The organism is Candidatus Electrothrix sp., from assembly GCF_052785085.1.
Map to the genome: position 1 here is coordinate 1 of NZ_JALAAI010000051.1, position 25,114 is coordinate 25,114.

Below are 25,114 nucleotides of genomic sequence, written 5' to 3' on the forward strand. Positions count from 1 at the left end.
ATCATTTCTTGGCACCGCAAAAGCCTTGAAAAATATAATTACTTGATAATAAACGAAAAATATTTTTACGCCCAACGAATAATCAGGTAGTTAGGATTGTTTCGATAATGATTCTCACAAAGTTGGGTTAATATTGTCCCGCACCATTAAGTGTATTATTTATCCGATGTTTTATCAAGGTGTGGCATCAAGGCAGGAAAGCCCCTGCTGAGGCTATCCTGTCTTCCCTGTCTCTTACAGCAACCCCGCAACCATTGCCTTGGCCTCTTCCTGAATCCGGCTCAGGTGAGTCTCGTCAATAAAGCTTTCAGCATAAATTTTGTAGATATCCTCGGTCCCGGAAGGCCGCAGGGCGCACCAGCCGTTTTCCGCCACGATCTTCAGGCCGCCGATGGGGGCATCATTGCCCGGTGCATTAGTGAGCACCGCCGTGATAGGTTCTCCGGCCAAAGAGGTCGCCTGTACATCTTCAGGTTTGAGATTTTTCAGCACCGCCTTTTGTTCCGGGCTTGCCGGGGCATCAATGCGGGCATAGATGGGGGCTCCGAACTGTTGGGTCAGATCCTGATAATGCTCTCCCGGATCTCGTCCGGTTTTCGCGGTGATCTCCGCTGCCAGCAGGTTGAGGATAATCCCGTCCTTATCTGTGCTCCAGACTGTGCCGTCCTTACGCAGGAAGCTGGCCCCGGCACTTTCTTCGCCGCCGAAAAAAATTGTTCCCTCAAGCAGGCCGTTCACAAACCACTTAAAGCCCACGGGTACTTCAACCACTTCCCGACCAAGATGAGCTGCTGCCCGGTCAATGATGGAGCTGCTGACCAGGGTCTTGCCGATCTTGAGATCGTTCCGCCATTGGGGGCGGTTTTGCGCCAGGTAGGAAATAGCCACGCTCAGGTAATGGTTGGGGTTCATCAGGCCCGCATTCTTGGTGACAATGCCGTGCCGATCAAAATCGGTGTCATTGCCAAAGGCGATAGCAAAATCTTCCTTCATCGCCACTAAGCCCGCCATTGCATACGGCGAGGAGCAGTCCATCCGGATCTTGCCGTCCTTGTCGCAGTGCATAAAGGAGAACGTGGAATCCAGGTTGTCATGGAAAATTTCCATGTTGAGACCGTACCGTTCCTTGATAGCCTGCCAATAGGCCATACCGGCCCCGCCCATTGCATCCGCACCGATACGGATACCGGATTGGGCGATGGCCTCCATGTCAATAACCTGCTCCAGATCGTTGACATAGGGGGTGATGTAGTCATACAGCTGTACGCTCTCTGCATTTAAAGCTTGCTGAAGCGGAACTGTTTTTACCGCAGCAAGGTTTTCCTCAAGGATCTGATTGGCGCGGGCCTCGATAACCTTGGTTACATCCGTATCCGCCGGACCGCCATGCGGGGGGTTATACTTGAAACCTCCATCCATTGGCGGATTATGGGAAGGGGTAATGACGATACCGTCACAGAGTTTTCTGCTGTCATCGCTCTCATCATCCATGCGATTATGGGTCAGAATAGCATGGGAGATCACCGGGGTCGGTGTGTACCCGAACTGGTCAGTACCGGAACCGGCAGCGATGCGAACTTCAACCTTGTTGGCCGCAAGGACCTGAAGTGCGGTCAGCTGGGCAGGCCAGGACAGAGGGTGGGTATCCATACCCATGAAGAGGATACCGTCAATACCTGCCTCTTGTCGATACTCACAGACGGCCTGGGTCACAGCCAGAATATGGGCCTCGTTGAAGCTTCGTTTCAGCGGGCTGCCGCGATGACCGGAAGTACCGAAGCTGATGCGTTGGGCAGCCTCACGGATATCAGGCTTCACAGTGAAATAGGCGGAGATAAGCTCCGGGACATTGACTAAAATGGATTTCGGGGCAGGTTTGCCTGCCAGAGGATGTGTGCTCATGCTCTTCCCTTGTGTTCGTTTTTTATCACTCCGTCAAGGCAACAGTGCGTTGCACAACTGCCTGATTCGGTAGCAGAGCTGATTAAGGGCTTGGTTCTAAACATTTTTCTCTTCGTTCGTAGCAGCCTCAGCTTGACTCTCTTGAGTTGTAAACCCTTCCACCAACTTGTAAATACTCATTTAAGACTTGTTGAGCCTCAGTACGTTTTATTTCAAACAGAACCTCAATCTGCCTATCTGTCAGCTCTTTTTTCCAATCTGTAACCTTTGGTCCCTCATCAAAACCTATGTTACGGACATCAGCATCTTTTGCTGCTGTCACAACTCGACGCACTCCAGACCAGGGAATAGCACCAAAACACATTGCGCACGGCTCAGCACTTGTTACTAACTCATGTTGTGCAATCCCTTCGCCGCCTAAGTCGTAAGTACCCAGTTTCCTTTGTGCTATCGCAATAGCAATCATTTCTGCATGAAGAATAGATGATCCTTGTGTTGTAACCAGATTAACGCCTATCGAAATCAATTTTCCTGATTCGATTTCAAAGATTCCTGCCGCAAAAGGTCCCCCTGTTTTTTCTAATACATTTCTCCTTGATGCTTCAATGATAAAACTCATGCGATCTTCAATATTCCGAATATTCCGTATAGTCAATGTCTCGTTCACAAAATCAGGAATCCATTTGGGTAATGAGAACTGAATACTATATGGTTGTTTGAACATATTTAACCGCCGTTATTTTTCTTTTCCTCTTAGTACGAAACATCAGGGCAACGCCGTCAACTCCTCCCCTCGCAGCAAGTCCTCATAACTCTCTCTCTGGCGGATAACCCGAAACTGGTCACCGCTGACCAGGACTTCAGCCACTTTAGGGCGGGAATTATAGTTGGAGGACATGGAAAAACCATAGGCCCCGCAGCTCATCACAGCCAGCAACTCACCGGGTTGCACCTCCGGCATCATCCGGTCACGGGCCATGAAATCACCAGTTTCGCAGATGGGCCCAACCACATCAACCTCATGTTGTTCCGTCCCCTCAGCAGGCTCCTGAACCGGCAGAATCTCATGGTAAGCACTGTACAGAGAAGGGCGGGAAAGATCGTTCATGGCTGCATCCACAATCACAAAGCGTTTTTCTTTTTCTCCGCCAGTGTTCATCTTGGTGTACTGAATCTCAGTGATCAGGACACCAGCATTACCGGTGATGACCCGGCCCGGTTCCAGGATCAGAGTGCAATCCATACCAGCCAGTTCTTCTTTTATGGCAGCAGCATAGTCAACAGGATGAGGAGGCTGCTCATCATCATAGGTGATACCAACCCCACCACCCAGATCCAGGTATTGAATATGGATGCCTTTCTGTTCCAGCTTGGCAACAAAGTTTTTTACCTTACGCAGGGCTTCGATAAAGGGATCAATCTGGGTCAGTTGGGAGCCGATATGGCAGCTCACCCCGACGATCTCAATATTTTCCATTTCTTTGGCGCGCAGATATTCTTCCAGGGCCTCGTCTACGGGAATGCCGAATTTATTTTTTGCCAGACCGGTGGAGATATAGGCATGGGTTTTCGGGTCCACATCCGGGTTGATGCGGAAGGCAATTCGAGCGGTGAGCTTCAACTCCGCTGCGATCTCCTGAATGCGGTCTAATTCCTGGGGAGATTCCACATTAAACATAAGGATACCGGCTTCCAGGGCCTCGCGGATTTCTGTCCTGGTCTTACCTGCACCGGAGTAGATAATCTTTTGCGGATCAATCTCGGCCTTCATTGCCCGGAACAGCTCACCACCGGAAACGATATCAGCACCACCGCCCATTTGAGCAAAAAGATGAAGGATGGAGAGATTGGAACAGGCCTTGACTGCAAAACAGGTTTGGTGTTTCATTCCGTCAAAACCGGAGTCAAAGGCATCAAAATGACGTTGGAGGGTGGCGGTGCTGTAGAGATAAAAAGGGGTGCCAACTTCCTTGGCGATATCCTGCACAGGTTTGTCTTCGCAGCAGAGGACGCCGTTTTTATAGGTAAAATGATTCATGGTATTGTATTTTAATTCACCCACCGTTGAAACGGTGGGCTATGTTTGTTCCGTCCCTCCGGGACGAGGTGTCCCGAAGGGAAAACTATTCCGCCTCTACCTCAGCAGAACGTTCACTTTCATTTGGTGGATCACTTTCGTCAAAACTGCTGACTGAGTAATAGACATACATATTCTCGTCCGGTGCTTCTGTATCTTCGTAGATATTATAGGGCATCTTTACCTCACCAATCATGATGGGGGCATCCTCGTTACCCAAGCGACGATATATCCGAAAACCGGCCAGGTCTGCTTCGTCTCCCTGATCCCAAAAGATCTTGACCGAATTGGCTGTACGGACGGTGGTAACATTCTCCGGTGTTGCCGGAGCAAAGAGATCAATCACCTCGGCCTGATACGGTGTGCTGAATTCACCAGCAACCATATCACCCTCATACTCACTCAGGGCCTGTACCCGATAGGTGTAGGTATGCCCCCCATTTACCTCTGTATCCACATATTCCGGCATAGTGAGGAGTTCGCCAATATTTTTGAAAGAACCCTTATCTTCTTTCCGGGCAACTTGGTACTTGATCGCATCTGCGGTGCTGCCATCAAGATGCTCAGAAACCGGCTGCCACTGGAGAGAAACCATGCTGTCGCTGGCTTCCGCAACCAGATTTTGCGGGACTGCAGGCGGTGTTTCCCAGGTAAAACTGACCTGGTTGGAGTCTGCAGATGGGGTGAGCCAGCCGGTTCGACTGAGTACCTTAAAGAAATATTTATGGCCCGGTCGCAGGAAACCTATGTCATAACTGGTCGCCCTTTTTCCCTCACGTTCAGGAATAACTCCACCATCCACCTTGATCGGACTGTCGAAAGGAACAGGGCAGGTATCGCAGTAGTCAGCTGCGGGTACCTCTGCCCGATAGAGCATAAAGGAATCAATCTCGGTCAGATCCTCGCCGCTCACGGTTTCAGTAGGATAACTCCAATGCAGGACAGCTCCGTTATCAGTCAGCTCATAGCGGAGGTCATCAATCGGAACAGGAACCAGGGCCTGTGGGGCCACGGGATCGTTTTTGTATCCGCAACCGCTCAGGCTGGTCAACACCAGACCACCCAGTAGGCAGCAAACAAGAGAACCTCGCTTCATAACATCTCTTTTCATCATACTATCCCCAGTTGTTGTTCCGCACGTTCCAAGGCTTCGGCAACCCGCAACTTCGAGGTACCACCTATGGACACCCGGCTGTTGACCGAGCCTTCCACGGAAAGGACATCAAAAATATCTTCCTCTATCAAATCTGAAAATTCTTGCAGCTCATTCAGGTTCAGCTCAATCAGCTCTATATCACGCTCCTGGCAGAGAGCAACAATTCTGCCCACCACGCCGTGTGCCTGGCGAAAGGGCATGTTTTTCTTGACCAGGTAATCAGCAATATCAGTGGCTGTCATAAAACCGCCATAGGTGGCAGCTTGCATTTTTTGGGTGTCAAAGCTGCTGTTGACCAAGAGTTCCGCTGTGATGGAAAGGCTGGCTTTGACTGTATCCAGGGCATCAAAGAGCGGCTCCTTGTCTTCCTGTAAATCCCGGTTATAGGTGAGTGGTAACCCCTTGACCGTCATGAGCAGGGAGACCAGCGATCCGGTTACCCGTCCGGCCTTACCCCGAATCAGCTCCGGGATATCCGGGTTCTTTTTCTGCGGCATGATGGAAGAGCCGGTGCAGTACTTATCGCCAATACGGATAAAATCAAACTCCTTGGAGGCCCAAAGAACAAACTCCTCAGCCATTCTGCTTAAATGAAGCTGAATGGTGGTCAGGCAGAAAAGGAGTTCCATGGCAAAATCGCGATCTGCCGTGGTATCCATAGAATTAGCTGTGACTGCCGGGAAGCCTAGTTCCTGAGCAACAAAGTCCCGGTCAATGGGCAGGCCGGTGCCAGCAAGGGCTGCTGAACCCAAGGGCATGATGTTGATTCGTTTCATACAGTCGGCGATTCGTTCCCGATCCCGCCCGAACATCTCCATATAGGCCAGGAGATGATGGGAAAGCAGAACCGGTTGGGCACGCTGAAGATGGGTATATCCCGGCATCACAGCTCCGAGATTGGTACGGGCCAGGCGGGTGAAGCCTTTCTGAACCTCAGTTAAAAGATGATTCAGTACTTCCCCCTCATCTCGGAGGTAAAGGCGTATATCCAGGGCGATCTGATCGTTACGGCTGCGGGCGGTGTGCAGCTTTTCTCCGGCAGCACCGATTTTATCGGTCAGGGCCTTTTCGATATTCATGTGAATATCTTCCAGCTCGGCTCGGAACTCAAAGGCACCTTCATCAATTTCCTGCTCAATCTCGCTCAGGCCTGCAATGATGGCGTCGCGTTCTTCATCGTTGATCAGGCCCTGCTTGGCCAACATACGGGCATGGGCCTTGGAACCCAAGATGTCGTGCCGGTACAGTCGCCAGTCGTAGGAGATGGATTCGGTGAATGCCTCCACCGAGGCTGCGGTCTGCTCGGCAAAGCGGCCGCCCCAGAGTTTGCTTGATGTTTGTTCTTGGTTATTGGGTTCGGTCATAGGGGTATATTTAGTAGCTTATCATTTCTGTTCGGATTGTCTGGCCGCAGCATAGCGGGAATCTTGTAGCATTTCAATGCAGAGCTGTCAAAAGCTCTTCATCTGTTATTGCAAAATCATCCTTTGATTACATGGAGTGTTCATTGCAAGACTTTTTGGCATGCTTCATATGCCCCCAAAAGTATTTGATACTTTTCGCGAGAAATGTGCCAAATTATTGTTATGGAATAATGGAGGTGACAGTTTAACTATATGAATTTACTTTGATTTGTATATTATCCTTGTTTGAGCTGAGAATCAGCTCGTCCAAAAAGTGTCAACTGGGATATGAAGCATGCCGACTTTTTTCGAATTTGGAGACCTCAGAACCCGGACTTTTGTCCCGGCTGGTAGCTGGTAGCCCGGATTTGCCAGTTCAGAGCCAGTGATTTTGGTGGGAATCCAGACAAGGAGAATCGGTTTTTTTTATAAATCCTGATAAATTCGCTTAAGTATTTTTCGGCATTCCTTTTTCACATACTCATTATTATCTTCTTCTACAAGTTTGGTCAACACGTCAGGCACTCTAAGGTCTTCTAATGTACCTAGAATCGTAGCAATATATTGTCGGGTTTCAGCTTGGGAATGGTTTAATTTAGCCAAAAGAGGCTCAATGGCCCGAGTATTGCTCAAACCAACAAGGGCCAGCATGGCGTAAAACCTTCTTTCTGAATCGTCACTTTCTAATTCTTCGATTAAACCGACAATGGAGTCATTGCACCTAATGCATCCCAAGTACTCGACAGCTTCCAATTTAGAGTCATCACTTTTTGTCTCGTCATGCAAGACATCAAGCAGTGGTTGCACCGATTTTTCTTTCCAAATATTGAAACGTCCTAATAGAAGGGCAGAATTTTCTCGGACTATCTTTTCTTCATCATCAAGTTTTTTGATTAAATTTTCCACCAGTCTTTCATCAATAGACTGTGTAAAATTTGCAGAAAAATTTTTCCTTTTTCCTGTTTCAGCAAGCTCTATCCAGTTATAAATACGATCTTCACTCGTGAAACGATATTTTTCCCGGCCAGGTGATTTAAAAATCTTTAAAATATCAATGCATTTGGCGACTGCATACTTGTCCGATTCAGGATACTCAAGTAATGTGTATAAATATTCAATCTGCTCTTCACTAGGTTTTTGATAGATAGAATCTTCTGTGTAATTGTAATGCAGCCAATATAATGTCCATACCGCTACATATGTTATTGCTGATTTTTCAGCTGTTGAGCACGTTATACCTTTTTGAATTAAATTGAATAAGGCATTGTTTAGACGTAAATCATATCTGATTTTTTTTCGGTAAAACCTCTCAAGCAATATCAGCGAAGCTCGTATTGTTTTTTTGTAATCATTTGAATTCAGTTCATTAATTAAGTCCTCAACCAAATTTTCTTCAGATAATCCTACGATACCCTCTTTGTTTTCACTTTCTTCCGAGAAGTCACAGAAGGTAAACTCACTATAAAAAGCCCCTATTTCTACACGGTCAGCACCATTTGATGTGATGAAATTCTCCAGAAGCATATTTTCAAGTATACCTTTCCATTCAGTTTTCCATAATTCTATAGATACTTTCTTAAGTTCAGTATCAAATAGTTCATCGTATTTTCGAATATTTTTTACTAAATTTTCTATTATTTCCTTCCCCACTTCTTCTTCTACATTTTCATCTTTTCTGACTTCTTTCAAACAGAAAGCTGCCATTACAGATCGAGCACGAACTGTTTCCTGTGGATTCTCGTCGTCATCTGTGTTAATCATACGCAACAGACATTGTTCTTTATCCCCATCATCACAAATATTCAGGCAGTATCTAATAGGTGCCTGCCACTCTCGAGCGACGATATATTCATATTTATCTCCAGATATATATTTTTCCTGAACCTTTCCTGATAAAATTCGTATAAAGCGTGATACTTCTCCTCCTGTATGACGATCATATCCTGGAAATCTTCTTTCTTTAATTGCAGAGCCAGCAAAATAATCACAGAAAAAATCATGAGAAAATTTATAAGTACCATCACTTTCAATGAGCAATCCAGTTTTTCTAGACTTTAGCAGCCATTCTTTAGTATCTTTAGAAAAAAATCTATTTTCTTCTTCAAATAAGTAAATAACATCTTGTATATCTATAGAAACTGTTTTCTCTTTGCGCATTTCATAAGCAATATATCCGAGAAATAATGTAATATTTTTTAATTCGCCTCTATTCTTTCTATGAATAAAGCATTTCACAACCTCATGGAGTAACAGGCCATCATTACGTAGATTTTCCGATCTTCCGTTAAGATATAAATGCGTTACAATTGTAAGCATAAAGATATTCTTTGTTCTCTCCTTAAGGTAAGCTAGCGTGCGAATAGAATGTTTTATTTGCGGCACAATTTCTTCTAACTCATCTTGCGCTGTTCCCTTGATACGGCACCAATGGTCAATAAATCTATCCCGTTCACTAATGCTGAGACTGCTAATCTCAACGTGCTGAAATCCTGATGTTGTTAATCTTCCTTGTGTCCTTTGACTATAGTCCTCAATACGTGAAGTCAAAATAATCGGGACAGAAGTATACTTCTGGGCGAGCTGCGTAATAAGATCGACAAGATTTTCACTTTTTTGCTCTGATTGAACTTCATCTAAACCGTCAAAAATTAAAATTACCTGACCTTGATTAAAATTTTCTGTCAGAAAACTTCTCACAAGATCCTTGACGGACTTATCAATGGCCTGCGTACGAAAAAGATCCTTAACATAACGATCCAATATATCATTAAAATCCGCTCCCCTGTCTTCTGCAAGGTAACTCTTGATAGCATTGCATTGTATAATCACAGGAAGTCTGTTTTTGACGGAGCCAAGTTCTTCAATATCTGGAAAATCTTTACATGAGGGATCATCACTCCTTCGTAATAGTTCAGCTATAACAAGCCAAGCTGTCAAGGTTGATTTGCCAGCCCCGGCTTCTCCAAGCACTACAAGACGAGGATTCCTTTGCAATTCCGCTCCTATTGAAAATTTTTCAGTAGAAACTTGCAGTTGCTCTTTATTTTCTCTTTCCGGGGGAGCAGAATTTCCGGCGCGCGACGGTCTATCTTCTTCTTGGTAACGGTCTTTGAATTTCTTCAGCTTGAGAGGCCAATACAATGCTTTTATATTGAAAGACCGATCACCTTGTAGGCCATCTTCCAAGAAGTCAACTTTCATGCTCCCATACTTTCTTGAAAGGGCAACGGAATAAATTTCAGAGATTCTTTTACTTTCTCCGTATTCTGCAGCTAAGTAAAACTTTTTTCCTTCCTCCCAACGAGATACTATTTTCTTAATATTTCCCACCTCATCCTGAATATCATCTGTCTTTGCGGCAATATTAGGAATTTGCGCTGTCCTCTCGTCAATACTTTCTAATATTTTATGGTTTTTGGAGATCAACATTAACATTTCACGCGTATCTCCCGGAATCTCTTCAACACTATTGTTGAAATTTACAATCAACTCATTGATGTTTATAAGTTTAATAATGTCAGTGGCTAGCTTTCTATCGCATCCAATAAGTTTTTTTTCTAAATATTCCTGTAAGCGACTTTCAACAGAAGTTGTTTCCACAGAAATAATTTCATAAGCTTTTACCTGCTGAAGAAATACCTCGAAATCTCCTTGTTGATACTTAATAAACTTTTTCAAGTCGTTCCTAAGACTTTTAACATTTTCTTTACATACGTTATCTACTGAATCAAGCTTATATTCTTTAATTTTTTTTATTGGAATAGTCTTTTCCAATGCCTCTCCTAGTACAAGAATAAAATTTTCAGTAAATAAAAAATTCTTTTTATCTTTCTTAACTCCTAGCTTACTCAATACCCTACGTGCGAGATCTGTAAATGAATTTCCAGTTACACTTTGAGTAAAAACATCAAGCAAAATAACAGCCATCGCTTTTTCAGCAACACAATAACAAATTCCTGCTCCAGCAAGACAGAGAGTGGCATCTATTGCTATTTTTTTAGTATTATTTTTCATGATCATCTTATTGTGATAAAAACCATAGCCTGAAGTATGAAATGCTCTATCTCTATTTAATTTCCAGGTTAAATAATTTAAGGATGTTACTCATCTTCAGGCTGTTTATAGAAAATCATTTCACTGTTTTCTGTATCAACTACATGGATTTTATTCGCAATAGCAATTGCATCCTCCAAACATATTGATTGTGTAGAAATAACACCTATCTTTATTCTTTGAATATCCAGGATAAAAACTTGAGCACCTAGGTTCGTACCTCTGCCGCCCGTTCTACCCCCCGGCCCTATTAGAATTCCGACATTAATATCATCGTGATTGAAGAAGTAGCTCTCTTCCATAAAACTATGGTGTTCCTTAGAAGGATTTTCTCCTTCACCATTGCAAAAAATTTTACCATAGCTTGCCAAATCAACGTTCTTGTTACTATTGATTTCCCGACAGAGTTCTTCTAATACTTTTGCTTTGATACCAAGGTATGCATAGATAGAGTCTTTTTTTTCACCTTTCCCCTGAATCAACATCAAAACAAAAGTTGCTTCCGATAAATATCTTTCTTTGTAGGTAAAATCAAGATTATCAGGTAATTTCAGTCGTCCCATAAGGTTGCTCCTAACTTTTTATTTTGATAACGTCCTCAAATCAGCAATCACATCAGCTGAACCAGCGGTTCAATTTCTTCAAGCACCTTGCCGAGCACAGGGGCTTTGGATGCAATCACATTGCATTCACTGCCGTCGTGCTTGTGATGCGGCCATGTCGGCAATCCGAGTTTCTTGTGATGATTGGTATTGTCATACCGAAAGGTCAACCTGCCTTCCGAGTTTGTATAGTGATATGTGTACATCAGACGTTCAGGAGGTGCTGCCTCGGCATCAACGAACTCACGAAAATGAAGAACGGAATCATCTGAAAAATGCAGCTCACCGCGTAGAAAACCTTCGTATGTTCCCCGTTTGTCATAGGTAATATTTTTCAGCCTGACAAGACCACAGGAATCGACAGTATCCTGAATCGCTTTGAAATAGTCTTCAATTTTCAAACTGAATACTCTTCAGGGTTTCTGTTTTTTCATGCAGCCTGTTCAACATACGTATTTCGCCGACCCACTCCGCAAAGTCAAGCGTCTCTTCAAGGCGATCATTCTCATAAGCAGCAAGAAACTGCTCTGTGTTCATGGTGTATTTTTCTTCAAACGTTCTAAGCTTGTGCTCCGTCCGCCGTATTCCTGCCTCCAGTAAACTTAACTCGTTATCCAGAGCAGCCTCCACTATCGCCCGTATCTCCCTTTTGCCGGGAGACACCAATTTTAATTCCGGCATGTTTCCTCTCCTTGATATCAAATTGAGCAGGCCGCTCGCCCTTGCTGCTTGAAAATTCTCGCCGATTTCTGAAGCATGGTCACTTGTGGTGGTTTGTAATTATTACCGATCCATATTCCCGCCAACAGTGAATGCTTCTGTGTCGCCTTCGATGCACAGGGCATCCGCAACTGTAATTTCGAAGCTATACCGGCAACTTGTTGTGTGCCGGACTGCTGTTCACGCATATTGCGAATTCATAGATTTTCGGAGTGCATCATTGATTTTGGTTTGCCAACCTTTACCGCCGGACTTGAAGTGCTCAACAATGTCATTATCCAAGCGGATATATATCGGTGTCTTAATCGGTTTTTTCTGTTTGCCACGAGTGCGCTTGTACCATTCCACGATTTCTGGATGCACTTCACTTGCAGGACGTGCATTGGCAAGCATTTCATCCGTCATTTCAGAGATATCCGGGTCGGCGGCAATTCCCTCTTTAATACGACGATCTTCTTCGTTAGTGGTCGGGACTGTTCCAGGTTTAAGCTTCGGCATATTGTCTTTCCTCTCTTTTGCTTGCCTTGCGAAAGCTGATTATCCGTATAGTTTCATCTCGATACGTGAAGGTCAAATGAAAAATACGAACACCAATATATCCCAAGGCACAGTAACGAATTTCACCGTAATCTTGGAGGTCATCAATATATTCACAAGCACTGTCCCACTCAAAATTCACTACTTGATTGAAATCAACCTTATGCTTTTTTCGATTTACGGCATTTTTGTTCTCATCCCCATTTGTATTTCATGCACTTATTGTATATACAACAAGAACAGTTCTATACTGAATTTCTGTTTTTTCATGCTTAATTCCGGCATGTATTCTCTCCTTGCTGCCAATCCGAATAAATCGCTTGTTCCTGTCGGTTGACTATGATTACCCGACCTCCACCGCCTCAATCTCCGTACCGTCAGTCAGCAGCAGATAGGCCTTGAGCTTGGGCAACACGCTGACATCCTCCAACTCCAGATACCCCTGCACCTGCTTGATTCCTTCTTCCCTTTTCAGCTGCCAGCCCCGCTCCCCATCCTTTTTCTTACAGAATTTCAACTCAAACAGGAACTGATTCGGTACTTCAAAGAGGCTGCGTTCCAACAGGAGAATATCCGGGTAGCGATTATTCACCTCTGCCTCACTGCGGATAAAGTATATCTCAGATTGATACAACAGAGTCAGAATAACAGCCTTGATATGCTTTTCATCCATCCGCATGAAATCACGATTGGAAAAAAGGGCAAGGACTTTGCTGATTTCTTTGGTCAGCGGAGCAATGTTGTTGTGCAAGGCCAGCTGGCGTACTGCCTCCGCGAGCAGGCGCGAATCCAGGTTAATCTGTGCCCGCTGTTCAATCTCTTTTTTAAAGTATTGAAAATATAAACGAGAAATAACATGATTGGGCACATTATAGCGCAGTTGATCAAGCACTCTGCCGTTGATGGTGATAAAGCCCATGTAGAGCAGTAGGCTGATAAAGTCATCCCGCTCAAAAGGCTTGTTTACATCAGGGTCAAGTTTGTGCTTATGTTGTCCCATAAGCTGACCATCAACGATTAACTCCTCCAGAGTACGGAAATTAGCCTCTGGGTCACCGACCGAGAACAGCTGCATGATTTTTCCGTAGTCGGAGGCGATATTGTCGTCCAGCATTTGTTCAGGTGGGCAGCAGTCCTCAAGGTTGAATCTATCAATATAATAGAGAACCATATCCGGGTTAAATATTTTTTCTTCTGCCCGGCTGCTGAATTGATAACCGTTGTACCATTGTGCGATGTCTTTTGTTATTTTTTGTGCATCAAACCCGCAGGTGTCGGCGAGTGTTTGAACCGCCTGCATTGTCTCATTGCGAGTGAAACCCATTGACTGGTTAAACGCTTTTTCAAAGGAAAGATTTTTTCCGATATTGAAGCCGCTGGTCATACTGTCCAATGTGATGGAGGTTACGCCAGTGATAAAAAGACGATCAACAACCCCTTGTCCTGTTGCAATTTTTATGGTCTCGTAAAAGGCTCGAACAAATCCACCCTTGCCTACGATGCGCGTGAAAAGTTCTAGGCTGTTGCCGAGAACAGCATTGGCAAAATGATCATACTCGTCAATGAGCAAATAGAGTTTTTTCCCGCTACACATGCGGAACAGGCTGTCTATTTTTTCCTGGGGGCTTTCCTTGGCCCTGACTTCTTCGGCTGCATCCGGGCTGTAATTATATTGTTCAAGAAAGGCGAGCAAACAGTTTTCAACCCGGCTGGTGAAATTACGTCTGATGGTCTCGGCGTCATCAGTAGCGATCCCGCTGAAGTTAAAGACAAGCACCTGATAGCTGTTGCGCAATGGGGTAGGGTTTTCTCCTACGGTCAACCCGCCGAATAATGCCTCAAACTCATCTTTACAGTGAATGTCGTAGTAATATTGAAGTGCTGTGAGAAACAGACTTTTGCCAAAACGACGAGGCCGAAGCAGGATGTTGAAGCTACCCCGCTCCTCCAGCTTTTGTATATACTGGGTTTTATCTATATACAGATAATTCCCGGTTCTGATTTTTCTGAAATCGCTCTCGCCGTAAGGGATTTTCATGATCATGGCGCAATCTCGACCGCCTCAATCTCGCAGCCATCAGTCAGCAGCAGATAGGCCCTGAGCTTATCCAGACAACGTACATCCTCCAACTCCAAATATCCCTGCACCTGCCTGCCCCCTTCTTCCCTTTTTTGCTCCCATCCCTTTTTCCCGTCTTTCTTCTTACAGAACTTCAGTTCAAAGAGAAACTGATTAGGCAGTTCAAAGGGACTACGTTCCAGCAAAAGAATATCCGGGTAGCGATTGTTCACCTCCGGTTCGCTGCGAATAAAATACGCCTCCGATTGATATAACAAGGTCAGAATTACAGCCTTGATGTGCTTCTCATCCATGTTCATGAAATCACGGTTGGAAAACAAGGCCAGCACCTTGCCGATTTCTTCGGTTAGCGGACTGATGCTATTATGCAAGGCAAGTTCAGCCACAGCATTTTCTATTTCGTCCTTTGGTATGCTGATTTGAGCTCGCTGTTCGATCTCCTCTTTGAAATAATCGTAATAGAGTTTTTGGATAACATAGTTCGGAATACCATAACGTAACCGATTCAGCAAGGTACCGGTAATGGTCACAAAGCCCATGTACAGCAGTAGGGCGATGAAATCATTTTGCTCAAACTTTTTATCCGCAGAAAGCTTTCTGCTATGGAGGCCGATAATCTCTCCATTGGTGAGCAGCTTTTCCAGCGTTGTAAAATTTGCAGCCCGATCACCGATCCCGAATAGCTGCATGATTTTCTTGTAGTCCGAAGCGATATTGTCGTCCAGCATCGCTTTGGGATAGGCGCAGGTTTCCCTATTGAAATTTTTGGCAAAGTACAGCACCATGTCCGCATTATACACCCGTTCCGTCCGTTCATCGGAAAATAGATACCCGTTGTACCATTGCTTTAGGTCGTTCTTAAGCGCAATTCGATCAAGAGTGCAGCTCCGCGCCAGTGGCTCGACAATGCTTTCGGTTTCTTCTTCGGTGAAGCCAAGCGCCTGATTGAACAGGCGGTGATGGGTTATGTTCTCGCCGATGTTGAACCCGCTGGTCATACTGTCCAGCGTAATGGAGGTAACCCCGGTGATGAAAAAACGGTCAACAATACCCTCCATAGTTGCGGTCTTGACTGTTTCATAAAAGCTGCGCATGAAACTGCCCCTGCCGACGATTTCCCGAAAGCGTTCCAGACTGGTTCCCAAGATGGAATTGGCAAAATGATCATACTCGTCAATCATGAGGTAGATATTTGCATCTACTGTCCAATAAAAAAATATTTTCATGGACGAGGCTGCTGAAGGAGCCGCTTTCACCTGCTGCAGGCTCTCCGCAGGGTATCCGTAGCGGCGCAGAAAATCACACAGCCGTTTTTGTACTTCAATACGGAATTCCTGCTCAACCGCCTTGGCGTCGGTATCGGCGATGCCGCTGAATTCCATAAAAAGAACCTGGTAGCTGTTTTTCAGCGTTGTCGGGTTGTCGCCGATGTGCAGGTTAGAAAAAAGGGTTTCGAAATGACCCTTTTGGTTGGTATCGTAGTAATACAGAAGGGTGGAAAGAAACAGACTCTTTCCAAAACGGCGCGGGCGGAGCAGGATGTTGAAGCTGCCCTGCTCCTCCAGTTGCTGTACGTAGGCGGTTTTATCTATATATAGATACTTGCCCGTTCTGATCTTTCTGAAATCGCTTTCGCCGTAAGGAATCTTCATGTCTGCTTTTTTTTCCTTTTTTCTGTCCGAGTACGTTATTTCCGATTCAATGCCTGAATCTGTAAGCGCAGGGAATTCAGGCGAATAAAACCGCCCGCATCAGCCTGATCATAGACAGCATCTTCCTCAAAGGTGGCATGGGCTTCGGAGTACAGGGAGTTGTCGGATTTCCGACCCACCGGGATACAGTTGCCCTTATAGAGTTTGAGGCGGACAGTGCCATTCACGGTCTTCTGGCTTTCATCCATGGTTTTTTGCAGTATTTCCATTTCCGGTGCAAACCAGAAACCATTGTAGATCAGCCTGGAATATTCCGGTACCAGGCTGTCCCGGATGCGCAGGACTTCCCGGTCCAGGGTGATGGTTTCCAGATCCCGATGGGCTTCCCGGAGGATGGTGCCACCCGGTGTCTCGTAGACCCCGCGTGATTTCATGCCCACAAAGCGGTTTTCCACCATGTCCAAACGACCAATGCCGTTTTCACCACCCAGGCGATTGAGTTCGGTAAACAGTTCCACCGGCCCTAAACGTTCACCGTTGATGGCCACTGGGGTACCCTGCTCAAAATCCATCTCAATATAGGTTGCTTTGTCCGGGGCATTCTCCGGGGACACAGAGAGCTTGAACATCTCCTCTTCCGGCTCATTCCAGGGATCTTCCAGAATGCCGCCTTCAAAGCTGATATGAAGCAGGTTCTCATCCGAGCTGTAGGGATTTTTCTTGGTGGTGGGGATGGGAATATTATGTTCCTTGGCAAAGGCAACCAGTTTTTTGCGCGAATTGAGGTTCCAGATTCGCCAGGGTGCGATGATCTGCAATTTTGGGTTCAGGGCAAGATAGCCCAGCTCGAAACGAACCTGATCATTGCCCTTGCCTGTGGCTCCGTGACTGACCGCATTTGCCCCTTCCTGTTCAGCAATACGAACCTGTTCCTTGGCAATGAGAGGGCGCGCCAGCGAGGTGCCGAGGAGGTAGGAGCCTTCATAAATGGCATTAGCTCGAAAGGCGGGAAAGATATAATCGCGGACATATTCTTCCCGCAGATTGGAAATAATCACTTTTTCCGCGCCGGTTGCCATACCTTTTTTTCGGACTGCATCCCAGTCTTCTGTTTGGCCAATATCAGCAGCATAGGCAATAATGGGGCATTCATATTCTTCAGCCAGCCATTTCAAAATGACTGAGGTGTCTAATCCGCCGGAATAGGCGAGTACTATTTTATTTACGCTCATGATGTTTTGTTTTTGATTATTTTCTCTAAAAAGATCGGTTGATGTAGGGGCATGCCGTGCCCCTATCGGAAACTAAAAATTCCACCACCCATGAATATGGACATCATTGCGAACCATGCTGTTGTCGCCGCCGTATATCAGAACACCGGGATTTGCGGTGTCGTTTCCGGTAAGATTCGACCAGAAGCGGAGTCCCTTGAAATAATCCGAGTTCACTGTACAGCCGACCTTTACTTCCAGCGGAACCGCATTGCTGCCGTGCTCAATAATGCAATCAACCTCATGGCCAGCAGAGTCTCGCCAAAAGGAAAATTCTGCTTCCGGGCAGATATGGAATTTCCTCTTCATCAGTTCTGCAATGACAAAGGTCTCGAAGATAGCTCCACGAGCTGCATGAAACGCCAGATCTTCAGCCTTGTAGATACGCAGGAGCAGACAGAGTAGCCCGGTATCCAGAAAATAAAGCTTAGGCGTTTTGACAAGCCGTTTTCTGAAATTTTTATAATGCGGCTGGAGCAGGACAATAAGAAAACTTGCCTGCAGAACCGAAAGCCAGCGTTTGGCTGTGGTATGGGTGATGCCGCAGTCCGAAGCAAGGGCTGAGTAATTCAGCAGCTGACCGGATCGACCTGCGCACAGGGCAGTAAACCGACGAAAGGTTTCCAGATCACCCACATTAACAATATCTCGTACATCCCGTTCTATATATGTCTGATAATAATTCCGCAACCAGTCCTGTGGTTCCAGTTTTTTATCATGGATACGGGGATAAAAGCCCTTAAAAAGCAGATCGTTCAAGTCTTGGTCCGGCTTTCTGCGTTCACTCGGAAAGCCGCTGCCGAGTTCGGTCGCGGGAAACGACGGGATGCCCTGTAACTCATCCAAAGCAAAAGGGAGCAGGTGAAAAACAGCGCAACGTCCGGCCAAACTCTGGCTGATAGAGTTGAGCAGAAGAAAATTCTGTGACCCCGTGAGGATGAACTGTCCCGGTTGATCTTCCTGATCAACAATCACCTGAATATAGGAAAACAGATCCGGTGTGCGCTGCACTTCGTCCAGAATGACGTTTCCGCTGTACTGCTTAAAAAAACCGCGCGGGTCTTCCTGAGCAAAAGAGCGTGTTTCCGGGTCTTCAAGGGATACATAGTCGTATTCACTGAACACCGCCCGCACCAAAGTTGTTTTCCCTGACTGCCTCGGCCCGGTAAGGGTAAGCACAGGATATTGCGTTGCCGTTTTTTTCAGCTTTGTTTCCAGAGTACGTTGAAGCATATCAGTTTTTCTTGCATATTGAACTTTTAAAGTTCAATCTACATGTCAAGAGTTGCAATGTCAACTGCTCTGAAAAGCACATTGAAGTACAACAAGAAACCAAAATTATACCATCCCGTTGATCAGATATTCAAGGATAGCCTTATGCATATGCATCTTATTTTCCGCCTGATCAAAGGCCACACACTGCGAGCCTTCTAAGACCTCCTCGGTGATTTCCTCATCCCGATGAGCAGGCAGGCAATGGAGGACAACGGCATCAACAGCTGCATGTGCGAGCAGTGCTGTATTGAGCTGATAGGGCTGGAAAACAGCCAATCGTTTTTCTGCCTCATCTTCCTGTCCCATAGAGGCCCAGACATCAACATTCACTACATCTGCTCCCTGCATGGCTTCCACAGGATCCCGCAACAGGGTAATCGGTTGTTCAGCTCGTTGTTGCGCTGCTTTGAGGATCGTTGGGTCAGGATCATACCCTGTTGGGCAGGCAAGGGTCAAAGGAAAACCAAAGGCAAAGGCTGCCTGAATCCAGGAGTTGGCCATATTATTACCATCACCGATCCAAACGATCTTTACTTTGCTGAGGTCGCCTTTTTGCTCAATCACAGTCATAAGATCGCTCAAAATCTGACAGGGATGATGGAGGTCAGTCAAAGCATTAATCACTGGGACAGCAGAATAATGGGCCAGCTCTTCCACGACGTCCTGACCAAAGGTGCGAACCACAAGGGCATCAACATAACGGGCCAGAACACGGGCTGTATCTTTGAGAGGTTCTCCTCTGCCCAATTGGCTTTCCTTGGCTGACATAAAGATAACCTGACCGCCCATCTCGTACATAGCTGCTTCAAAGGATACCCTGGTCCGTGTCGAGGGCTTTTCAAACAGCATGCATATTTTTTTTCCGGCAAGCTGCTGGTGGCGCAGACCGCTCTGAGTTTCTTTTTTCAGTACTGCCGCTCGATCAAGCAAGGCCTTTAACTGTGTTTGGGTAAAATCCTGTAGCGCTAATAAATGGGTATTCATAGTAATATTTATCTTGATGTTCAAAAAGCAGGCTGGTACGAGCTGTCTCCTCTGTCTGTGCTGAACAGAACACAGGCCCTTGAGCCCAAAAATAATTGATATAAAAAAAACATCGCTTTTGCAAAGTAATTCTGTTGTCGGGTTCATAAAATGACACTTTCTTTTCTCATTCCCTTCTGTGACGCTCCATAGAAACAGGATTACATCTTGACAGGTTACACAAGACATTATAAAGCTGTGTGACACTGCTTTACCCTCCTTATTCAAAAAGATATGAGATAGCGAGCTAAATTAAGAAGGCATGAGAGATAATGACTATGCAAAAAAAACTCCATCTGACAAGCCTTGGTTGCGCAAAAAACCTGGTCGATTCCGAAATGATGCTCGGTGTACTTGAACTGGAAGGCTATACCACTGTGGAAGATCCGGCTGAGGCCGAGTTGCTCCTCATTAACACCTGTGGGTTTATTCGCCCGGCAGTGGAAGAAGCTGTGGATAAGATTCTTGAACTTGCAGAGTATAAGGAGAAGGATCCAAACAAAAAACTGGTGGTTACCGGCTGCATGGTGCAGCGTTACGGCAAAGAACTTCAGGAAGAGCTACCGGAAGTGGACATCTTTATTGGGATTGATGAGGAAAAGGAAATTTCATCGCTGATTAAAAATTGGGTCCCTGGTAATCCCTCTTTATTCCTGGATGGACCGTCTACGTTTCTTACTGATAGTCAGTTGCCCCGAAGATTAGCAACACCTTTTTTTCGCAGTTCTTTGAAGATAACTGAAGGCTGTGATAATCGCTGTACCTATTGTATGATACCAACGATCCGGGGTGGTTTGCGTAGCCGCTCTGTCCAGGATTTGCTTATTGAGGCCAAGGCCCTGGAACAGGCAGGCGTAAAAGAACTATCCCTGATCGCTCAGGATTTGACTGCCTATGGTGATGATTTTGATGGCTCCGAAGCCGGTGATAATCTTGTTTGGCTCCTTAACCAACTCCTTGTTCAAACAGATATTCCCTGGTTTCGCCTTCTTTATCTCTATCCCTCTTCGGTTTCAGAAGGGCTTCTTGAGCTGATGGCTGAGCAACCCCGTATCCTTCCCTATCTTGATATACCTTTCCAACATGTCAGTGATCCTGTTTTGCAACGTATGGGGCGTCGTTACGGGCAGCAGGATCTAGAGCAACTTATTGCTCAAATTCGTCGGGTTTTACCAAACTGTGCCCTGCGCACCACCATGATGGTTGGTTTTCCCGGAGAAACAGAAGAAGACCTGGAGAAGTTGCTTGATTGTCTGCAACGATGGCAGTTGGATCATGTGGGTGTTTTTTCCTATGAAGCTGAGCAGGGATCATTGGCTGCTGATTTTTCAGATAAGGTAGACAAGGAAATTCAAGAGAAGCGTTTTGCCCAGGTGATGGAGCTTCAGGCCAAAATCAGTGCAAATACGTTGACGCAGTATGTTGGAAAAAAAGAGGTTGTTTTGGTGGAGGGAGTGAGCAAGGAAACTGATTTACTCCTGGAAGGGCGAACCCGCTATCAGGCCCCTGATATTGATGGTTGTGTTTTAATTAACGACGGAACAGCAGACCCCGGAGATCTCGTAACAGTTGAAATAACCGAGGCCCATATCTACGATCTGGTCGGTGGAATTATTAGCCGAGCACAGAATAAATAACGTTACGGTTTGATGATATTGATCTTCTGCCCCGTTCGGGGCAGAAGAGTTATTTTTTACTTTTTCTTCTTTGCTTCAGCGTCAACTCGTTCTCTCAGATCCTTACCCACTTTGAAAAAGGGCAGTTTTTTTGGAGCAACGCTGATTTTCTCTCCTGATTTGGGGTTTCGTCCTGTGTAGGCTCCGTACTGCTTGACGGTAAAACTTCCAAATCCACGGATTTCAATGGAGTCGCCCTCAACCAAGGCATTGCTCATTGAGTCAATGATGGTCTTGGTGATTGCAGCAGTCTCACGTACAGGCAGATCAATTTTTTCGGCTAATGCCTCAATAAGTTCCGATTTATTCATACCTTCTCCCTTTCACAGCAGGACCAGCAGTCGAATACTGCAAGGCCGAGGGGTTAAAAATTAGATTAGTAGAAACCACTAAATATTATTACTATTAATAATACTTAAGCAAGTATGCTTCTGAATGTAAAGGGGAATTTAATTTTTTTTACAAAAAAAGTTTCTTTACATCATTTTTGCCCAAAAAACGGTATGTTCCTTCGGGGAGATTTTGCAGTCGCAATTGTCCGTAGGCTGTTCGTTTTAAACGAATAACCTCATGCCCAACCGCCTGAAACATTTTTCGGACCTGTCGTTTCTTGCCTTCATGAATCATGATCTCAATCACAGTAAGATCTCTCTTTTTTTTGAGAATACGGAGTCGGGCAGGCCAAGTTTTTTTACCGTCGAGTATAATTCCTTGTTCGAGCCTTTGCAAGTCTGTTTTTTGGGGCAGGCGTTGTAGGGTTGCCTCATAGGTTTTATTGACTTCAAAACGGGGATGAAGAACCTGGTTGGCCAGGGCACCGTCATTGGTCAGCAGAAGGGCTCCTTCGCTCTCCAGATCAAGTCGGCCTACAGGGAAAAGACGTTCCGGGATTTCAGGGATCAAATCTGTAACGATTGGACGGCCTTGAGGGTCTGACAGGGTGGTGACATAGCCCCTTGGTTTATGGAGCAGGATGTATACTTTTTTTTCTTCCTGCAAGGGTTTGCCGTCCACCGTAATAAGGCTTTGCTGAGGATCAACCTTGAGTCCAGGTTGGGTGACCAGCTCTCCATCAATCTTGACCCGGCCTTCGGCAATGTACTGTTCTGCCTTGCGCCGGGAACAAACCCCGGCATGAGCTATAATTTTTTGTATTCTTTCCATACAGACTGTCATCCCTCCCTTTTGGGAGGGATAATAAAATATGAAAGGGTACGGCACGCCGTGCCTTTACCTTTCTTCGCAATCCTTCATTATCTATACTTCGCCGGAATAATCTTATTATATTTACTGTCCACAAGTTCCCTGGTCGCCTGATCCACCTCCAATACCTCAGTGTACCAGGGCTTCATCCGGCAATCAAAGACAATAGGCGGAGTCAGGCCCACATGGAAGCGTTTGACCTGTTGCTGCTTACCGTGAATATCTGCAGCTGGCTCAAAGCGGGTAAAGAAGGTCCAGATAAATTCCTGCATACTTTCCGTGGCCCCGGCAGTGGAGTCCACCAGCAGGATAACCGGCCAATCCGCTACCCCGCCCCAGGCAGCAAGCTGCAATCCCAGCTCAGGATTGTTTTTATAGCTCGTTCCCTGCACTACTAAGGTGCCGGGCAGAAAAGGATTGGGTTGGCTACAATCTGGAGGCAGGCTGCCGCTGAACTCTCTGGGCAGGTCCCGTTGTTTTTCCCCCAGCCCCATCATCATAGCTTTTGAGCCTTTGTTCACCGAAGGGCCGGTGTAGTCCAAGGTATCCTGGGAAACATTGGCAAAGACAAAGAGGTCTCTGTCCCATTGGATACGTTCCAGGATATGTATCCAGAGTTTACCAAAGTCAGCTACATCAAGAGAACCGTCAGTGATAATAAGGAACTTGGTTAACGAGAGCTGTCCCTCACCAAGAATGCGCAGGCCAGCTGCAAAGGCCTCACGGGGATAACGATTAGCAACTTTTGCCGCAGCCAGACAGTGGAATCCTGCCTCACCAAAGGTCTTGAGCTGTTGCACCCCTTTCATGACCAAGGGAAAGAGGGGGGAGAGGAGGTCCTGGAGAAAATCACCGATAAAATAATCTTCCTGTTTGGGGCGGCCAACCACAGTGGCTGGATAAATGGCATCTTTGCGATGATAGAGATGGGTGGTCTGAAAGACCGGATAGTCATGGGCCAGGGAATTATAGCCATAATGATCACCGAACGGGCCTTCGGGATATCTGAGCTTGGGTGGAACAACCCCCTTGATGGCAAATTCGGTTTCCGCCACCAGGCGATGACCGCCCAGCGGATCTTTTGCCATAGCCAGTTTTTTACCCTGGAGCAGGGAGGCCAGCATCAGTTCCGGGATGTCTTCTGGTAAGGGGGCAATGGCAGAGAGCATAAGGGCGGGCGGGCCACCGATGAACAGGGTCATGGGCAGTGATTGATTTTTTTCCTCTGCAGCACTGTAATGATAGCCTCCTCCTTTATGGATCTGCCAGTGAACACCCGTGCTGGTGTCGTCATAGCGGTGGATACGGTACATGCCCAGATTATGACCGTGTCCATCCGGATGCTCAGTATAGACCAGTGGTAGAGTAACAAAGGCCCCGCCATCAGAATGCCAGGACGTGAGCATGGGCAGCTCAGTCATTCGGGCTGGTTGCTGCAGGGTCTCCAGAATAGGGGCAGCTCCTGGTTTAACGTTTTTCAAGCCAATCTTTACGGCCTGGAGTGCCAGCGGTGCTGCCTGCCGCAATGTGGACAGGCTCGGCGGCATGGCTTGCTCGGCCAGTCGTACCAGATCTGCAACAAAATCCATTGGTCTCGTGCCAAAGGCCAGTTCCAGTCTGCGGTTGGTCCCAAAAAGATTGGTGACCACAGGAAAGGAAGAGCCTTTGACCTTGGTAAAAAGGAGGGCCGGGCCTTTGCTGTCAATGACCCGGCGGTGGATTTCCGCTATTTCAAGATAGGGATCAACCTCGGTCTCGATAACCAGGAGTTCATCTTCCTGGCGGAGGATATCAAGGTATTGGCGGAGATGAGTGAGAGATGTCATAATATAATGGTAAAGATAGTCTTGTTTCTCTCCTTTTATTCTTTTTTTCAGACAAGAACAACTTTTTTTCAGGATATTCATCTCTGATGACATTGGCCTTCCCTTTCCCTTACGCCATCTTGCCACCGTCCACCGTGACATACGGCGCATTGGCATTATCGGTCAGGATGCCCTCGCCATTGCCCAGGGTGATGTTGAGCGGAGTACGCAGTTTGCGGCCAAAAGTACCGGTGCGGACCGTGCCGTGCTCAGTGTACTGGGTGCTGACCGACACGGTGTACTCGTTGTTCCACGGGTCATTCTGAGCCGGGATGTCAGGCACCAGCAGGATTTCGCTGTTGGAGATGGAGGCAAAGGTGGTCTGCCTGGTCTTGACCGCTGCGGGTGCCCTGGAGAACGCAGGAGCAGTCCGGGTCATCCTCATCGAAAAAGAGATTATTGCCGGTCAGGTGCAGCACCCCATCCGGGTTGAGCACATCGGTCAGCTTGAGTTTGGTGTCTTCCGCCGAGGTGATCAGCGGCTGTTTTTTTAGGCTCATCGCAGATTAGTGGGGAACGCCATGTTCCGCAAATACTCTGAGCCTGAAATTTTCAAAATTTCTATATCCAAACGCAGTCCGAATAATGTTTCTTATGCTGTTATTGAGTCCTTCAACAA

Annotated in this window: 22 protein-coding genes and 2 pseudogenes; 1 reads left to right on the forward strand and 23 read right to left on the reverse strand. The window is 46.2% G+C overall.

The features are described from left to right. Window positions 1–234: 234 nt before the first annotated feature. From pgm to argF, 17 genes and pseudogenes are all read right to left on the reverse strand, one after another. Window positions 235–1,902, reverse strand: a complete 1,668-nt coding sequence (gene pgm / locus L2082_RS09755) for a phosphoglucomutase (alpha-D-glucose-1,6-bisphosphate-dependent) (protein ID WP_446008427.1) — start codon at window positions 1,900–1,902, stop codon at window positions 235–237. Between the two features lie 127 nt (window positions 1,903–2,029). Next, entirely contained in the window at window positions 2,030–2,626 is a 597-nt protein-coding gene (locus tag L2082_RS09760) for a nucleoside deaminase (protein ID WP_446008426.1), read from the reverse strand. Window positions 2,627–2,668: 42 nt separating this feature from the next. Further along, window positions 2,669–3,940 (reverse strand): diaminopimelate decarboxylase, encoded by a 1,272-nt coding sequence (gene lysA, locus L2082_RS09765; RefSeq protein ID WP_446008428.1) that lies wholly within the window; start codon window positions 3,938–3,940, stop codon window positions 2,669–2,671. Between the two features lie 85 nt (window positions 3,941–4,025). Continuing rightward, on the reverse strand, window positions 4,026–5,075 hold the full coding sequence (locus L2082_RS09770; protein WP_446008425.1) for a fibronectin type III domain-containing protein: 1,050 nt from the start codon (window positions 5,073–5,075) through the stop codon (window positions 4,026–4,028). Window positions 5,076–5,089: 14 nt separating this feature from the next. Beyond that, window positions 5,090–6,499 (reverse strand): argininosuccinate lyase, encoded by a 1,410-nt coding sequence (gene argH, locus L2082_RS09775; RefSeq protein WP_446008424.1) that lies wholly within the window; start codon window positions 6,497–6,499, stop codon window positions 5,090–5,092. Window positions 6,500–6,964: 465 nt separating this feature from the next. Further along, a complete protein-coding gene (locus L2082_RS09780; protein ID WP_446008423.1) occupies window positions 6,965–10,552 on the reverse strand; it encodes a HEAT repeat domain-containing protein in 3,588 nt (1,195 codons plus the stop codon). 86 nt (window positions 10,553–10,638) lie between these two features. After that, window positions 10,639–11,154 (reverse strand): hypothetical protein, encoded by a 516-nt coding sequence (locus tag L2082_RS09785; protein WP_446008422.1) that lies wholly within the window; start codon window positions 11,152–11,154, stop codon window positions 10,639–10,641. Between the two features lie 47 nt (window positions 11,155–11,201). After that, complete coding sequence (locus L2082_RS09790; protein WP_446008421.1) at window positions 11,202–11,594, reverse strand: toxin-antitoxin system TumE family protein; 393 nt, start codon at window positions 11,592–11,594, stop codon at window positions 11,202–11,204. Next, window positions 11,584–11,874, reverse strand: a complete 291-nt coding sequence (locus L2082_RS09795; protein ID WP_446008420.1) for a hypothetical protein — start codon at window positions 11,872–11,874, stop codon at window positions 11,584–11,586. Before L2082_RS09795 ends, L2082_RS09790 begins: the two co-directional genes overlap by 11 nt. A gap of 17 nt (window positions 11,875–11,891) precedes the next feature. Continuing rightward, a complete protein-coding gene (locus tag L2082_RS09800; RefSeq protein WP_446011696.1) occupies window positions 11,892–12,101 on the reverse strand; it encodes a hypothetical protein in 210 nt (69 codons plus the stop codon). Next, window positions 12,094–12,411: a BrnA antitoxin family protein gene (locus L2082_RS09805; RefSeq protein WP_446008419.1), complete on the reverse strand. Its 318-nt coding sequence runs from the start codon at window positions 12,409–12,411 to the stop codon at window positions 12,094–12,096. Before L2082_RS09805 ends, L2082_RS09800 begins: the two co-directional genes overlap by 8 nt. Further along, window positions 12,398–12,637 (reverse strand): annotated as a pseudogene (locus tag L2082_RS09810) (BrnT family toxin); the annotation flags it as partial. The gene L2082_RS09805 and the pseudogene L2082_RS09810, both read right to left, overlap by 14 nt. A 156-nt stretch (window positions 12,638–12,793) precedes the next feature. Further along, the gene (locus tag L2082_RS09815) at window positions 12,794–14,488 is read right to left on the reverse strand and encodes an AAA family ATPase (RefSeq protein ID WP_446008418.1); all 1,695 of its coding nucleotides are present in this window, start codon (window positions 14,486–14,488) and stop codon (window positions 12,794–12,796) included. A gap of 2 nt (window positions 14,489–14,490) precedes the next feature. Continuing rightward, window positions 14,491–16,182 (reverse strand): AAA family ATPase, encoded by a 1,692-nt coding sequence (locus L2082_RS09820; protein ID WP_446008417.1) that lies wholly within the window; start codon window positions 16,180–16,182, stop codon window positions 14,491–14,493. Between the two features lie 35 nt (window positions 16,183–16,217). Next, window positions 16,218–17,414, reverse strand: a complete 1,197-nt coding sequence (locus L2082_RS09825) for an argininosuccinate synthase (RefSeq protein WP_446008416.1) — start codon at window positions 17,412–17,414, stop codon at window positions 16,218–16,220. Between the two features lie 72 nt (window positions 17,415–17,486). Beyond that, window positions 17,487–18,686 (reverse strand): ATP-binding protein, encoded by a 1,200-nt coding sequence (locus tag L2082_RS09830; RefSeq protein ID WP_446008415.1) that lies wholly within the window; start codon window positions 18,684–18,686, stop codon window positions 17,487–17,489. A 105-nt stretch (window positions 18,687–18,791) separates the two neighbouring features. Next, complete coding sequence (argF, locus tag L2082_RS09835; RefSeq protein ID WP_446008414.1) at window positions 18,792–19,712, reverse strand: ornithine carbamoyltransferase; 921 nt, start codon at window positions 19,710–19,712, stop codon at window positions 18,792–18,794. A 311-nt stretch (window positions 19,713–20,023) separates the two neighbouring features. On the opposite strand from argF, the gene rimO reads away from it, so the two are divergent. Next, window positions 20,024–21,388, forward strand: coding sequence for a 30S ribosomal protein S12 methylthiotransferase RimO (rimO, locus tag L2082_RS09840; protein ID WP_446008413.1), 1,365 nt, complete (start codon window positions 20,024–20,026; stop codon window positions 21,386–21,388). Between the two features lie 56 nt (window positions 21,389–21,444). On the opposite strand, the gene L2082_RS09845 is transcribed toward rimO, so the two are convergent. From L2082_RS09845 to L2082_RS09870, 6 genes and pseudogenes are all read right to left on the reverse strand, one after another. Further along, window positions 21,445–21,738, reverse strand: coding sequence for an HU family DNA-binding protein (locus L2082_RS09845; protein ID WP_446011697.1), 294 nt, complete (start codon window positions 21,736–21,738; stop codon window positions 21,445–21,447). Window positions 21,739–21,886: 148 nt separating this feature from the next. Further along, window positions 21,887–22,591 carry a pseudouridine synthase gene (locus tag L2082_RS09850; protein WP_446011025.1) on the reverse strand — a complete coding sequence of 235 codons (705 nt, stop codon included), beginning with the start codon at window positions 22,589–22,591 and terminating at the stop codon, window positions 21,887–21,889. Between the two features lie 89 nt (window positions 22,592–22,680). After that, the gene (locus L2082_RS09855; protein WP_446011027.1) at window positions 22,681–24,456 is read right to left on the reverse strand and encodes a UbiD family decarboxylase; all 1,776 of its coding nucleotides are present in this window, start codon (window positions 24,454–24,456) and stop codon (window positions 22,681–22,683) included. Between the two features lie 109 nt (window positions 24,457–24,565). Next, entirely contained in the window at window positions 24,566–24,778 is a 213-nt protein-coding gene (locus tag L2082_RS09860; RefSeq protein WP_446011024.1) for a hypothetical protein, read from the reverse strand. Then, on the reverse strand, window positions 24,771–24,995 hold the full coding sequence (locus L2082_RS09865) for a hypothetical protein (protein WP_446011023.1): 225 nt from the start codon (window positions 24,993–24,995) through the stop codon (window positions 24,771–24,773). The genes L2082_RS09860 and L2082_RS09865 overlap by 8 nt, the downstream gene beginning before the upstream one ends. Window positions 24,996–25,019: 24 nt before the next feature. Further along, window positions 25,020–25,114: pseudogene (locus tag L2082_RS09870) on the reverse strand (transposase); the annotation flags it as partial.

Excerpts from the sequence above, each read along its gene's own strand:
- pgm (WP_446008427.1), bottom strand. The coding sequence starts at position 1,902 with ATGAGCACACATCCTCTGGCAGGCAAACCTGCCCCGAAATCCATTTTA.
- L2082_RS09760 (WP_446008426.1), bottom strand. The coding sequence starts at position 2,626 with ATGTTCAAACAACCATATAGTATTCAGTTCTCATTACCCAAATGGATT.
- lysA (WP_446008428.1), bottom strand. The coding sequence starts at position 3,940 with ATGAATCATTTTACCTATAAAAACGGCGTCCTCTGCTGCGAAGACAAA.
- L2082_RS09770 (WP_446008425.1), bottom strand. The coding sequence starts at position 5,075 with ATGAAGCGAGGTTCTCTTGTTTGCTGCCTACTGGGTGGTCTGGTGTTG.
- argH (WP_446008424.1), bottom strand. The coding sequence starts at position 6,499 with ATGACCGAACCCAATAACCAAGAACAAACATCAAGCAAACTCTGGGGC.
- L2082_RS09780 (WP_446008423.1), bottom strand. The coding sequence starts at position 10,552 with ATGAAAAATAATACTAAAAAAATAGCAATAGATGCCACTCTCTGTCTT.
- L2082_RS09785 (WP_446008422.1), bottom strand. The coding sequence starts at position 11,154 with ATGGGACGACTGAAATTACCTGATAATCTTGATTTTACCTACAAAGAA.
- L2082_RS09795 (WP_446008420.1), bottom strand. The coding sequence starts at position 11,874 with ATGCCGGAATTAAAATTGGTGTCTCCCGGCAAAAGGGAGATACGGGCG.
- L2082_RS09800 (WP_446011696.1), bottom strand. The coding sequence starts at position 12,101 with ATGCGTGAACAGCAGTCCGGCACACAACAAGTTGCCGGTATAGCTTCG.
- L2082_RS09805 (WP_446008419.1), bottom strand. The coding sequence starts at position 12,411 with ATGCCGAAGCTTAAACCTGGAACAGTCCCGACCACTAACGAAGAAGAT.
- L2082_RS09815 (WP_446008418.1), bottom strand. The coding sequence starts at position 14,488 with ATGAAAATCCCTTACGGCGAGAGCGATTTCAGAAAAATCAGAACCGGG.
- L2082_RS09820 (WP_446008417.1), bottom strand. The coding sequence starts at position 16,182 with ATGAAGATTCCTTACGGCGAAAGCGATTTCAGAAAGATCAGAACGGGC.
- L2082_RS09825 (WP_446008416.1), bottom strand. The coding sequence starts at position 17,414 with ATGAGCGTAAATAAAATAGTACTCGCCTATTCCGGCGGATTAGACACC.
- L2082_RS09830 (WP_446008415.1), bottom strand. The coding sequence starts at position 18,686 with ATGCTTCAACGTACTCTGGAAACAAAGCTGAAAAAAACGGCAACGCAA.
- argF (WP_446008414.1), bottom strand. The coding sequence starts at position 19,712 with ATGAATACCCATTTATTAGCGCTACAGGATTTTACCCAAACACAGTTA.
- rimO (WP_446008413.1), top strand. The coding sequence starts at position 20,024 with ATGACTATGCAAAAAAAACTCCATCTGACAAGCCTTGGTTGCGCAAAA.
- L2082_RS09845 (WP_446011697.1), bottom strand. The coding sequence starts at position 21,738 with ATGAATAAATCGGAACTTATTGAGGCATTAGCCGAAAAAATTGATCTG.
- L2082_RS09850 (WP_446011025.1), bottom strand. The coding sequence starts at position 22,591 with ATGGAAAGAATACAAAAAATTATAGCTCATGCCGGGGTTTGTTCCCGG.
- L2082_RS09855 (WP_446011027.1), bottom strand. The coding sequence starts at position 24,456 with ATGACATCTCTCACTCATCTCCGCCAATACCTTGATATCCTCCGCCAG.
- L2082_RS09865 (WP_446011023.1), bottom strand. The coding sequence starts at position 24,995 with ATGAGCCTAAAAAAACAGCCGCTGATCACCTCGGCGGAAGACACCAAA.